We start from the raw sequence: 13,187 nt of genomic DNA, 5'->3' as shown, positions 1-13,187 counted from the left end.
CAAACAAAGCTTCTCGATACAATTTTAAACAATAAAGCTACCGCATTATTATTTAAAATCACTCGAAGTGATAACTAAAACTTTATTTAACAACCACAACCCTAGCCCTGATAGCAGTGGAAATCCTTTTATGCCGGTCCCGAGTCTTCGGGAGGCATGAAAGATTGAAACGGATAGCAGGAAAGAGCTTCAGAAAAAAAAAGAGACTAAAACAGCAATAAAATACCGTTTTAGCCTCTTTATATAATATATCAACACTTAGTTAATCGAATCGGATGGCTTTGACTGGGGTGATTTTAGTAATAATATAGGATGGAATCAACAAAACCAGAAAGCAAACCCCCACCGTTAATACATTTAACAGCACTATATACACTACATTAATATATACCGGCGCTTGGTTTACGTAGTAATTTTCCGGGTTGAGTTCGATAACCCCAAAATACTTTTGAATTAAAAGAATACTAATACCTATTAAATTCCCCCAAAATAATCCTCTCAAAATTAAATAAGAGGCATTATACAAAAACACCTTTCTAATCGACCAGTTATTTGCGCCTAATGCTTTTAAGATTCCTATCATTTGAGTTCGCTCCAAAATTAAAACCAACAAAGCGACTACCATATTTATAGTAGCCACTAATATCATTACAATAAGTATAACCACAATATTGAAATCAAACAATTGAAGCCATTCAAAAATATAACTGTATTTTTCTACAATTGTTTTAGAATCCAAAGTAGAACCCGTGTGCTCGTAGACTTTCTCTCCTACTGTATTGATATTATCAAAATCATCTACAAAAACCTCAAAAGCCCCTACCTGATCAGCACTCCATTTATTGATTCGCTGAATGTGTCGAATATCACCCAATACAAATGTGGCGTCAAATTCCTGAAAACCCGAATTAAAAATCCCTACAATTTTAAATCTTCTAATATTAGGTAACTTATTTTGACCTTCTTTAATAAAGAAAGTATTAAAATCATCACCTACTTTCAATTTTAGTCGATTAGCTAAATATTGAGAAATGATAACTTCAGGATTAAGTTGGCCCAACAAATTAGGTAATCGTCCTGAAACCAAATATTCTTTTATATTAACCCAACTATAATCTGTTCCCACTCCTTTAAAAACAATCCCCTCGAAAGCATCAGCCGTTCTAATAATCCCCGCCTTACTAGCAACAGCCTGTATATGGCTGACTTCAGGAACGGAACTAAATTTAGGATAAAAATCCTGTTTTTTAGAAACTGGAACTAAAGTAGTCTCGGATTGATTATTATCAAAATTAGCAATTATGATATGGCCATTGAAAGCCGATATCTTTTCTCGAATTTTTTGCTGCAGTCCAATACCCGTTGCAACCGAAACAATCATCATGATCATACCGATAGCAATTGCTGAAATTGCAATTTTTATAATTGGTGCTGAAATACTGCTTTTATTATTTTTAGCAGTAATAAGTCTTTTGGCTATAAAATATTCTAAGTTCAAATTTATAGGGTATCAAATGATGTTAAACATTATTCTATCTGGATAAAATGGCTAAAGAGGCAATTTCTTTTTCATTTCTTCTACTATATTAAAAGCTGCGGGACAAATAGGCGTATTCTTTAAAGTAATATCCGTTATTTGTTGAAACTTCTTTCTGTCGGTATGCGGAAATTCTCGGCAAGCTTTTGGACGTACATCATATATAAAACAAGTATTATCAGTATCTAAAAAAGCACAGGGTACATTTTGCAAAACATAATCCTGATCTTCATCAATTCGAAGATATTGCTCAATAAACTGCTGTGGTTTTTGTCTCAAATGTTTTGAAATACGCTCAATGTCAGCTAGCGTAAATAACGGACCAGTAGTTTTACAACAATTAGCACAATCCAAACAATCCGTTTTTTTGAATTCGGCATCGTGTAAATCCTGCATTACATAATCTAAATTCTTTGGCGGTTTCTTTTTCAACTTATCAAAATACTTTTTATTTTCGATATGCTTATCTTTGGCCAGCTTTTGTAGTATATTAATTTGTGGATTTGTCAATTTGGTTATTTGATAAATGAATCGCAAAATTACACAAAACGAATTTACAAATAACCGAATAACCAAATAAACTATTATGAAAGACCTTTTTGGCAAAGCAATACTTGATTTCCAAACCAACAATACACCAGAGAATTTAATCACCGAAACTTCTATTTCAGAAGAAGACGAAATGAGTATTTCTTATTTATTTCGAAATTTCGAAGCAATGCCTCTAATCGAACAAAAAGCATTAGAATTAGCTAAAGGAAAAACACTCGATGTGGGTTGCGGTGCAGGAAGCCACAGCCTCTATTTACAAAACAAGAGGAATTTAGATGTTACCGCTATCGATATTTCGAAAAATGCTATCGAAGCTTGTCAATTAAGGGGTTTAGCTCACACAAAAGTGACTAATATCCTCGATTTAGATTCTGACGAAAAGTTCGATACCATTTTATTATTAATGAACGGTACAGGAATATTTGGCACATTGAAAGAAACGGCTAAATATTTACAAAAACTAAAAAGCTTACTTCTACCAAATGGTCAGATTCTTATTGATTCATCCGACATTATTTATATGTTTGACCAAGATGAAGACGGAGCACACGAAATCCCCGCTAATGGATATTATGGAGAATTAGTATTTTCACTTTCGTATAAAGGCGAAAAAGAAGATTCCTTTTCGTGGCTTTATCTTGATTACAATACTTTGCAAAATGCAGCTTTCGCCAATGGTTTAGGATGCGAATTAATTCTAGAAGGGGAACATTATGATTATTTAGCTCGATTGACTTTGTAAAAATCCAAAACAAAAAAGCCAGTAAAAATTTTACTGGCTTTTTTGTTTTTAAGGAATATTCAAATATTTATGTGTTTGCAAAGAAATTCTCCATTTAGGATGATTCATAACATAATCAACAATTAGTGGAGTCATTTCTTCTTTTTTACTCCATTCTGGCTGAAGAAATAATATTGCATTTTCATTTACTAACTCTGCTTGTTCTTCGGCAAAAATAAAATCATGTTTGTTGTGAATAATTACTTTTAACTCATGTGCATTATCATAAACAGTTTGAGTTGGTAACTTATTTTTCTTTGGAGACAAACAAATCCAATCCCAGGTTCCTGAAAGCGGATAAGCTCCAGAAGTTTCAATATGAACTTTTCTATTATTTTCTTTTAACTTTTGCGTTAATAAAGTCATATCCCATGTTAGTGGCTCGCCTCCTGTCACCACTACAGTATCAGCATATTTACTAGCATTTTCGACAATTACATCCAATGCAGTTGGCGGATGCAATTCGGCATTCCAACTTTCCTTTACATCACACCAGTGGCAACCCACATCGCAACCACCAATTCTAATAAAATAAGCTGCTGTTCCGGTATGAAATCCTTCTCCTTGAATAGTATAAAATTCCTCCATTAAAGGCAACATCGCACCTTTGTTCACTTCTAATTGAATTTCTTTTGATAGCATTTTTATAATTTAGGGTGCAAAGATAGCTAATTTGTAAAAGAGTTACACACTAAACTATAGATGGCTTTTATAACATAGTAATAAATAAATAAAAAAGCCGATAATTTAAAATTACCGGCTTTCTTGAATGATCTAGTATTCTATTTTAAAGTTTGCAAAGATTGAGTAGCAAACTTATTAGTTGGATCAATTTCCAATGTTTTAGTGAAATACTCTTTTGCTTTTACTTTATCAGAATTAGCAGCAATAGTATTATATGCTTCTGCTAATTTTGCTTTAGTAGAAGATTTTGCTAACTCTTCAGCTCCACTTCCATTTGCAACTTTTATAAATTCTTCATAGTACTGAATCATCATCGCTGGTTTATCTGCCAAACTGTTAACCCTAGCTCTATAAATATAAGCATCTAAAGTAGATGGAGAACCTGTAATTAAATTTCCTAAAGCTGTATCAGCTTTTTGTAAAACAATAGGATCTGCTTTTTGTCCTTCTGGTAAACTTCCGTTAGCAAAGTATATAGAAGTACCTAAATAAAAATTATCAAGTAAATAATTTTTAGATTCAGGATCAGTTACAGCAATTTCAAAAATAGTTGCTGCTTCTTTATACAGTTTTTTACCATATAAATCTTTACCTATATCTCCAAGATCAGCTGCAATAGATTTTTCAAGCTCAACTGCTTTTTTAATTAATACAGTTGCTTCTTCAAATAGAAGTGGATCAATTGTAGTTCCATCTGCACTTGTTCCTTTTTTAATTTTTGCTTGACCTAAATACAAATAATCTAATGAAATGACTTTATTACCAGGAGCATTGATAAATTCTTGTAAAGAAGAAATTGCCTCTTCAATATTACCATTTTCAAAAGCAGCATATCCTAAATATCTTAGGATTCTTGGATTAACTTTATCCAATTCTTTCATTTTGTTAGCTTCTATTTCTAAAGCTTTGTAATCTTTAGCAAGAATTAAGAAATCAGCATGACGCATACGAGAAACTAATGAATAATCTGTAAGAGTCATGTATTTTTCATAAAAAGACAACGCTTCTTTCATGTATTCCTCATAACGACCAGGTACATTTAATGCCCAGTAGTAGTAGGTTTCAGCTAATTCTCTGTACACAGGGCCATAATTTGGACTTAAAGCAATTACTTCGTTGTATGCAGCTACAGCTTCTTTATATGCTTTTGCTCCCTTTAACAAAACTCCTAATTGCATTTTAGCCCTAATTAAAGTATTGTCCGCTTGAAAAGCATTACGATAAGCTGAAAAAGCTTCATTTTGATTTTTATCTCCATAAAAGGCATCACCTAAAGCTAAAAGCACTTGTGGTTCAGCAGCATTTTTTTCTTTTGCAAGCTCTAAAATTGCAAGAGCCGCTTTGTAATCAGGATTTGAATTATCCATATACGCTTTTGCTATATAAATGAATTCTTCAAAATCTTTTTTACGCATTTCTTTTTTAGCTGACTCAAACTTTGCTTTTGCTGCAGCTACATCTTTTTTCTCTAAATCAATTTGCCCCAATCCAATGTAATTAAAATGAGCTTCATTTTTAGCTTTTAAACCTTCATTATAAGTAATACTAGCCGAATCAATAACTGATTGATTCAAATATATATTTCCTAAAAGAAAAAAAGCCTTTCCTTCTGAAGGATTAGAATTAATTATCGATTTTAAAGATGTTTTAGCTTTTTGAAATTGCTCTGCATCAATTTGTTTCTTTACCTCATTAATATCCTGTGCATTAACCACAGAAACCGAAGCAAAAAGAGCAACACTTAAAATTTTAAAATTGTTCATTGTTGTTTTATTTAATTTATTCATTTTCATTTTTCTTTACACTTTATTTCAATCTACTTTTTATCAAAATCTTTCGACCGGGAATATCTTTAGGTAGCATTCCTGATTTCAAAATGATTCTTTGTCCAATGTCTCCAGCTAAAAAAGAAGCAAAGCCCATCCCTAATCCTGAATACCCCTGACAATTAATAATAAACAAATCACGTGCCAAAGGATAAGTTCCTTCTGCTAGATTGTTCTGAGTAGGTGCAAAATAAGAATTTTTATTCAAACCTTGGACACTTAATACATTAATATTAGTTAAATAATCCTTAATACTAGCTGTGGGCTGCAATAACCAATTTACTCCTATTACACCAATAATCCCATCGTTTTCCGCTACAAACTTAACAACTTCTTCATTCGATTTAAAAGAATAGACCCCTTCTTTAGGAACTTCTTTTACTCCTGCAAGAGCAGTAAAATAGCGAACTGTGCTTGAATTAGGATTATCAAATACCAAACCTTTAATCTTAGTTTTTAAATCCCCTTTCAAAAAAGCAACTACATCTTTCATTGCAATTAAAGTATCCAAATCCTTTTTATTCGAAATTAAAGCAATCGCATCAGTTGCAAATTTGGTTGTTTTAGGCTTGATTTTCATTTGTTCGAAAAACTTAGTTTCATTTGCACTTAAAGGTCTTGTCAAAATAGCAATACCAGAAGTATCTTTAAGGAATTTTTGCATTAATTCCTTTTCGGATTTAGCTTGAAGTGTAATTTGAGCATCATATTCACTTTCAAAAACAGCTATTTGATCCTCTAGCAAAGGCTTTACAGTCTCATCAACTAATAAGTCAACCTTACCTTTAATAATAGATTCTTTATCTTTTTTCGAATCCGATTGCTTACACGAAACAAAAATCCCTATTGCTAGAAACAAAAAAAAAGAAAGTGATAACATTAATTTTTTCATAACTATTCCTTATTATCATTAATAACTCTCCAACAGCGAATAAAAGCATACACCATCAAAAGTATTCCAAAAGCAATTCGATAATTCATTGGCATTTTAATTGGGAAATCATCCATAAATAGAACAACTAATCCCAAAACGAAGTATAGCATAAAAAACAAAACGGCTATAACGAGAAGAAATCGCTCTTTCAGCGATTTCTTCTTCCTATTTGTAATAAATTTTCGCAGCATTAATCAGCACTTTGAATTGAAATCGGTAAGGAGTAAAGAACCCTAACAGGCTTTCCATTTTGTATACCTGGATTCCATTTTGGTGATTTTTGTAATACTCTTATCGCTTCCTTTCCTGTTCCATAACCAATATCTCTTAATACTTTGATATCTGTTAATGAACCATCTTTTTCAACAACAAAAGTAACATACACCTTTCCTTTTAAACCTTCTTCTTCTGGAGTACGATAGTTTTTACCTACAAAAGAATAGAATTTTTCCATACCACCAGGAAACTCAGGTTTTACTTCAATACCCGCAGTATTATAAACTTGATCATCAGATTCTTCAACTACTTGACTAGTCTTAGGACCAGTACCAGCTGGAGCTACAGTTAGTACAGCATCTGGATCACCTTTTATAGTTTGATTACCGATTTTTTTATCTTTCAAATCGACAATCTTAGGCGGTTCCTCAACTACTTCTTCTGCTTTGGCCACAACAGGCTTAACAAATTTCACCTGATCAACTTTTGGAGGTGGTGGTGGAGGTGGCGGTGCATTCAATTTAGGTGGTTCAACTTTCTTTGGAGGCAACTTTACATCTGTAAGCTTAACTTCTCTTATTGTAAGATCTTCATCATCAACCGATTTAGGAATCATACTGATAATAAGAGGAGCACTAACTGCCAAACTAAAAAACAAAGCGCCAAGAATAAGAGCTTTTGTAGAAGTTTTGCCGCTAGATTTTCTTAAATCATAAGCTCCATAAAGTTTGTTACGTCCTTCGAAAACGATATCAACCCATGAATTTTTTAATATATCTAATTTCATTTTTCTTAATTATTAGGTTATTAAGAAAATAAGATTACTCTTATTTTCCTTCTAACAATTTTTGTTCCTCAGGCAAAAAGTCATTACTAATTGTATAGATAGGAATAGAAGAAATTGCCATTTCATCTAAAATATCAACCACATTTTTGTAAGTAGACTTTTTAGTAGGCTTGATAATAACAATCATTCCTTGATCTGGTCTTCCTTTTGCAGTAGAATATGCTAAAACTTCTTTTTTCCTTTTTAACAACTCTTTGCGTATCCCATCTTTACCGTAAGCAATCTTCTTCGGGCCAGCTATGGGACTGTAAATCAACCCCATATAAAAAGTTAATTCATCATTCTCGCCTAACATTACTGTCATTGTACGATTTTCGTCAACTTTCATATCCTTTGAATCTTCCTTAGGTTTTTTATCTGGCAACCCTAAACTCATCGATTGAGGTTTTGACAACGAAGTAGTAAGCATAAAGAACGTAATTAGCAGGAAGGCCAAATCCACCATGGCAGTTAAATCTACCTTTGAATTTTGTTTTTTACTTCTTACTTTGCCGCCTTTACCACCACCACTGTCGCCGGTATTTAATTCAGCCATTTTAGTGTATTTTTATTTATTAAAAATCTTTTCCTCTTAGTCCAGTTATCAAGCTAAAAGTATTTACATTCTGATCTTGCAAAAGATCCATTACTTTTCTAATAACAGGATATTGCTCTTTAGCATCACCTTTTATTGCTACCTGCAACTCTTTATCATTCACTTCAATATTCGCCTTACGAGCGTTGTAAACCCATTCTTTCAATTGATTGTTTAGCGAATCCATTGGTATACCAGTTTGATTAGCCTTAACACGATCAGAAGATTTCATATCGATTATTTGCTTAAGACTTCCAATTGGCACTCCAAAATCAGTCATTAAAGCAAACTTATCCTTATCTTCTTCTGAGAAAGTTACACCATATTTTTCTGCCATCAGTTCAAGCGTTTTTTTACGAACATCTTTCCCTTTAAGATCAAAAAACACTCTATCCTCACCATCAACATTACCTATAGTCAAGGTTGCCAAATCTGAATCAGGCAACTTTGTTTGAACAGTTGATGCAGGTGTGTCAACAGGCATTACTTCAGGAATCTTAGCTGTTGAAGTCATAACAAAGAAAGTAAGCAAAAGGAATGCAACATCACACATGGCGGTCATATCTGTTGACCCCGGATTTTTATTTATTTTTATTTTAGCCATTCTTTTTGTTTTTTAATTTGATATTATAAAATACCAAAATAATTATTGCTTCAAACTTCCTCTGAATCTTCTGTAAGTATTTACAATTGAAACAGCAGCCTCATCAATTGAATAAGTCAAATCATCAATTTTAGAAGTAAAGAAATTATAAGAAATAATTGCTACAGCAGAAGTTCCAATACCAGTTGCAGTATTGATAAGTGCCTCAGAAATACCACTTGCAAGAGCAGCTTGATCGGGAGTACCAGCAGAAGCTAACGCACCAAACGCTTTAATCATACCAGATACCGTTCCTAACAAACCAATAAGGGTACCTAAAGACACTAAAGAAGAAATGATAGTCATGTTTTTTTGCAACATTGGCATTTCCAGTGACGTAGCCTCTTCGATTTCTTTGTGTATAGTTTCAGAAGCTTCTTCACTATTGAATCCTTCTTTTTTAACGTCTTGATACTTAATTAATGCTGATTTGATTGCATTTGCAACCGAACCTTGTTGTTTGTCACAAGCAGCAATAGCTTCTTCAATTTGCCCACCTTTAATACTTGATTGAACATTTGTCATAAAAACATCTAAATTTGCTTTTCCAGCCGCTTTAGAAATTACAAAATATCTCTCGATTGAAAAAACAAGAACCATCAATAACATCCCTAACAATACTGGTACAATTGCACCTCCATGGTATACTTGTCCTAAAGCATTAATTGGGTGACCAGTTTCTGGATTTCCTCCCTCAAAGTTAGCAGGTGAGCCCATGACAAATTTCCAAATCATAACTCCTACACCCACACACAATAAAATAATGATTCCTGAAATCATTCCTCCTCCTTTTGAACTGCTTTCTTTTTTAACGTTTGCCATTTTTTTTTAAATTTTAATAGTTTTAAATAATTTAATATAGTTATAATTAACTTGTAGTCCCGCAAATTTATATGTTTAGTTCAAATAAAAAAATTTTTTTTCATTATATTCAAATTAATCAATTGTAAATTGATGTTTAAAAAACATTGACATTATTTTTTTATCAATATCTTCATAAAAATCGACAGATTTTGATAAAAAAATTTATTAATTTGTGATTATATACAGTAATATTTCAAGATATGATTCCTTTGTGCAAAAAGCATTTTTTTTTTTCATTTAACAAAAAAAAAGGCTTAAAATTACAGTAAATATTAAATTGATAACCCCAATGAACATTAATCACATATATTGTATAACCTTAAAATACCCACACTTTTCATGAATAAGAGCGAAAAATTTACCGAACACATCACTCAAGGTTACCAATCTAAAGGAGAAAGCATAATACTGGGTGGAGCTATTCTAGACGGAGAAACTTTAAATAATGCCCACATAAAAATACCTTTAAAGACCTTAAATAGACACGGATTGATTGCTGGAGCAACTGGAACGGGGAAAACCAAGACCATTCAAGTCTTGTCTGAACAACTATCTTCCTTCGGAATTCCCGTTTTAATGATGGATATAAAAGGTGATTTCAGTGGCATCGCTAAAGAAGGGGAAGAAAAATCATTCATTACCGAAAGACATAACAAAATCAATATCCCCTATCAAACAGCTGGTTTTCCAGTAGAGCTTTTAAGTTTATCAGAACAAAGTGGTGTCCGGATGCGAGCAACGGTTTCTGAATTTGGCCCGGTTTTATTCTCTCGAATATTAGATTTAAACGATACGCAAGCAGGTGTTGTATCTATTATATTTAAATATTGTGACGATAATAAGATGCCACTACTCGATCTCAAAGATTTTAAAAAAGTAATTAATTTTATTACCGAAGAAGGAAAAGAAGAAATATCAGCCAGTTATGGTAAAATATCAACTTCAACAACAGGAATTATTCTGAGAAAAATTATCGAATTAGAACAACAAGGTGCAGAACTCTTTTTTGGAGAAATGTCCTTTGACATTGATGATTTAATGAGAATCGATCAAAACGGAAAAGGCTATGTAAACATTCTTCGCTTGACTGACATTCAGGACAAACCCAAATTATTCTCCACATTCATGCTAAGTTTACTTGCCGAAATCTACCAACAAATGCCTGAAAAGGGAGATGCAGACCAACCTGAATTAGTGATTTTTATTGATGAAGCGCATTTAATATTCAAAGAAGCAAGCAAAACACTATTAGAACAAATTGAAACGATTGTAAAATTAATTCGTTCGAAAGGAATTGGAATTTACTTTATCACTCAAAATCCAATGGACGTACCAAGTGGGATACTAGCCCAATTAGGCCTTAAAATCCAACACGCGCTTAGAGCTTTTACTGCCAAAGACAGACAAGCCATCAAGCAAACTGCTGATAATTACCCGAGTTCTGAATTTTACAACACCAGCGAAATACTAACTAGTCTTGGAATTGGAGAAGCCTTAGTAACCGCTTTAAACGAAAAAGGAATTCCAACACCATTAGCAGCAACAATGCTCAGAGCCCCAATGAGTAGAATGGATGTTTTAACCGAAAGTGAAATTCAAGAAATTAACACTAAATCTAAACTGGTTAAAAAATACAGCGAAAACATTGATCGCGAAAGTGCTTATGAAATACTGAACAAAAAAATTGCACATATTGAAGAAGAAAACATCAAAGAAGAGGAAAAAAAAGCAACAAAAACTTCTGCCAAAAAAGAAACTAGCACTACCGAAGTTGTTGGGAAATCAGTCTTAAAAGTACTTACAAGTGCTACTTTTATCCGGGGTGCTTTTGGGATTCTTTCTAAAATTCTAAGAAAAAAATAAAGACTAAACAAGAAAGACTGTTCGAAAAGTACACTTCAAACTAGCTTTTTAAATGTTCAATATTGAAATTAAATAAATTATTTTAAAAGTTTTGTAACTTTTTTCAACTGTACACGTATAATCATTTGTACACTATAAAAATTGGGACAACATTATCATGAGACAACTTAAAATCACCAAGCAGGTTACTAATCGTGAAACTGCATCATTAGACAAATATTTACAAGAAATTGGAAAAGTTGACCTTATTACTGCTGACGAAGAAGTAGAATTAGCGCAACGCATCAAAGCTGGAGATCAGAGAGCTCTTGAAAAATTGACGAAAGCCAATTTACGTTTCGTTGTTTCGGTAGCAAAACAATATCAAAATCAAGGATTAACCCTTCCTGATTTAATTAACGAAGGAAACTTAGGTTTAATTAAAGCGGCTCAACGTTTTGATGAAACTCGTGGTTTCAAATTCATCTCTTACGCTGTATGGTGGATTCGTCAATCGATTTTGCAAGCTTTAGCTGAACAATCTCGTATTGTACGTTTGCCTTTAAATAAAATTGGTTCTATCAATAAAATCAACAAAATGTATGCGTTATTAGAGCAATCTAATGAGCGTCCACCTTCTGCTGAGGAAATCGCAAAAGAACTAGACATGACAGTAAATGATGTAAAAGAGTCTATGAAAAACTCTGGTCGTCACCTATCTATGGATGCACCTCTTGTTGAAGGAGAAGACTCTAACCTATATGATGTATTGCGTTCAGGTGAATCTCCAAATCCAGATAGAGAATTAATCCATGAATCATTGCGCACTGAAATCGAGCGTTCATTAGAAACATTAACTCCTCGTGAAGCTGATGTAGTTCGTTTGTATTTTGGCCTTGGCGATCAACACCCAATGACTTTAGAAGAAATTGGAGAAACTTTCGACTTAACTCGTGAGCGAGTTCGCCAAATTAAAGAAAAAGCAATCCGTAGATTAAAACATACTTCTAGAAGTAAAATATTAAAAACATATTTAGGTTAATCCTAAAATTAATATCACAAAAACTCCAGCTAAACACTGGAGTTTTTTTTGCACTAATCATAACGCCCCCTTTTTAGTCATGCAAAAAAACTGCTCAATCAAGAAAACATAATTTCTAATTTGATTTTGTACCTTTGCAAAAAATCATACACAACACAACCATAATGAAAAACACACTTATTGCCCCTTCAGTTTTAGCAGCTGATTTTGCTAATCTAGAACGTGACATCAAAATGATTAATGCTAGTGAGGCAGACTGGTTTCACATTGACATCATGGATGGTGTTTTTGTTCCTAATATTTCTTTTGGAATGCCGGTTTTAGAAGCAATTAAAAGACACGCTACAAAAACTATCGACGTACACTTGATGATTGTTGACCCAGACAGATATATTAGCACTTTTAAAAAACTAGGAGCTGATGTACTTACGGTTCACCTGGAAGCAACAACTCACTTACACAGAACTCTACAAGCGATTAAGGCCGAAGGAATGAAAGCAGGAGTGGCATTAAATCCGCATACCAATGTAGATTTGTTAGAAGATGTAATCAATGATATTGACCTAGTTTGCATCATGAGTGTGAATCCTGGTTTTGGAGGACAATCATTTATTGAAAACACATACGATAAAATCAGAAAACTAAAAGCTTTGATTAATAAAAAAGGAGCTTCAACACTTATCGAAATTGACGGTGGCGTTACTAATAAAAATGCTGCTCAACTCGTAGAAGCAGGTGCTGACGTTCTTGTAGCAGGAAGTTACGTTTTTGGCGCTGCTGATCCTATTGCAACAGTAGCCGATCTGAAGAAAATCACCACATTATAAAACTAGAAAAGTCCCTTA

The 13,187-nt window shown here is 33.0% G+C and carries 13 protein-coding genes; 4 read left to right on the top strand and 9 right to left on the bottom strand.

The window, feature by feature from the left end; genetic code table 11:
- Positions 1-262: 262 nt before the first annotated feature.
- Both AAGV28_RS06445 and AAGV28_RS06440 read right to left on the bottom strand, forming a co-directional pair.
- A complete protein-coding gene (locus tag AAGV28_RS06445; RefSeq protein WP_373406001.1) occupies positions 263-1,498 on the bottom strand; it encodes an ABC transporter permease in 1,236 nt (411 codons plus the stop codon).
- 51 nt (positions 1,499-1,549) lie between these two features.
- Complete coding sequence (locus AAGV28_RS06440; RefSeq protein ID WP_373406000.1) at positions 1,550-2,047, bottom strand: YkgJ family cysteine cluster protein; 498 nt, start codon at positions 2,045-2,047, stop codon at positions 1,550-1,552.
- 76 nt (positions 2,048-2,123) lie between these two features.
- Between AAGV28_RS06440 and AAGV28_RS06435 the strand changes: the two genes are divergently transcribed.
- The gene (locus AAGV28_RS06435) at positions 2,124-2,831 is read left to right on the top strand and encodes a class I SAM-dependent methyltransferase (protein ID WP_373405999.1); all 708 of its coding nucleotides are present in this window, start codon (positions 2,124-2,126) and stop codon (positions 2,829-2,831) included.
- 48 nt (positions 2,832-2,879) lie between these two features.
- Here the strand turns inward: AAGV28_RS06435 and AAGV28_RS06430 are convergent, their stop codons facing one another.
- The 7 genes from AAGV28_RS06430 to AAGV28_RS06400 form a co-directional block, all read right to left on the bottom strand.
- Positions 2,880-3,512, bottom strand: a complete 633-nt coding sequence (locus AAGV28_RS06430) for a 7-carboxy-7-deazaguanine synthase QueE (protein ID WP_373405998.1) — start codon at positions 3,510-3,512, stop codon at positions 2,880-2,882.
- 140 nt (positions 3,513-3,652) lie between these two features.
- Positions 3,653-5,317 carry a tetratricopeptide repeat protein gene (locus tag AAGV28_RS06425; protein ID WP_373405997.1) on the bottom strand — a complete coding sequence of 555 codons (1,665 nt, stop codon included), beginning with the start codon at positions 5,315-5,317 and terminating at the stop codon, positions 3,653-3,655.
- Positions 5,318-5,360: 43 nt separating this feature from the next.
- Complete coding sequence (locus AAGV28_RS06420; protein ID WP_373405996.1) at positions 5,361-6,272, bottom strand: PstS family phosphate ABC transporter substrate-binding protein; 912 nt, start codon at positions 6,270-6,272, stop codon at positions 5,361-5,363.
- Positions 6,273-6,504: 232 nt separating this feature from the next.
- Positions 6,505-7,317 carry an energy transducer TonB gene (locus AAGV28_RS06415; protein WP_373405995.1) on the bottom strand — a complete coding sequence of 271 codons (813 nt, stop codon included), beginning with the start codon at positions 7,315-7,317 and terminating at the stop codon, positions 6,505-6,507.
- A 40-nt stretch (positions 7,318-7,357) separates the two neighbouring features.
- On the bottom strand, positions 7,358-7,912 hold the full coding sequence (locus AAGV28_RS06410; protein WP_373405994.1) for an ExbD/TolR family protein: 555 nt from the start codon (positions 7,910-7,912) through the stop codon (positions 7,358-7,360).
- Between the two features lie 19 nt (positions 7,913-7,931).
- Positions 7,932-8,555: an ExbD/TolR family protein gene (locus AAGV28_RS06405; protein WP_373405993.1), complete on the bottom strand. Its 624-nt coding sequence runs from the start codon at positions 8,553-8,555 to the stop codon at positions 7,932-7,934.
- A 42-nt stretch (positions 8,556-8,597) separates the two neighbouring features.
- On the bottom strand, positions 8,598-9,416 hold the full coding sequence (locus tag AAGV28_RS06400; RefSeq protein WP_373405992.1) for a MotA/TolQ/ExbB proton channel family protein: 819 nt from the start codon (positions 9,414-9,416) through the stop codon (positions 8,598-8,600).
- 381 nt (positions 9,417-9,797) lie between these two features.
- On the opposite strand from AAGV28_RS06400, the gene AAGV28_RS06395 reads away from it, so the two are divergent.
- From AAGV28_RS06395 to rpe, 3 genes are all read left to right on the top strand, one after another.
- Positions 9,798-11,321 carry a helicase HerA-like domain-containing protein gene (locus AAGV28_RS06395; protein WP_373405991.1) on the top strand — a complete coding sequence of 508 codons (1,524 nt, stop codon included), beginning with the start codon at positions 9,798-9,800 and terminating at the stop codon, positions 11,319-11,321.
- Positions 11,322-11,478: 157 nt separating this feature from the next.
- Positions 11,479-12,342 carry a sigma-70 family RNA polymerase sigma factor gene (locus tag AAGV28_RS06390; RefSeq protein ID WP_007804760.1) on the top strand — a complete coding sequence of 288 codons (864 nt, stop codon included), beginning with the start codon at positions 11,479-11,481 and terminating at the stop codon, positions 12,340-12,342.
- A 164-nt stretch (positions 12,343-12,506) separates the two neighbouring features.
- On the top strand, positions 12,507-13,169 hold the full coding sequence (gene rpe, locus AAGV28_RS06385; protein ID WP_373405990.1) for a ribulose-phosphate 3-epimerase: 663 nt from the start codon (positions 12,507-12,509) through the stop codon (positions 13,167-13,169).
- Positions 13,170-13,187 lie beyond the last annotated feature (18 nt).

Origin of the sequence: Flavobacterium zubiriense, assembly GCF_041729725.1 — a bacterium.
GTDB lineage: Bacteria > Bacteroidota > Bacteroidia > Flavobacteriales > Flavobacteriaceae > Flavobacterium > Flavobacterium zubiriense.
Note: the sequence above shows the minus strand (reverse complement) of the source record. Positions and strands in the feature narration are given on the sequence as shown.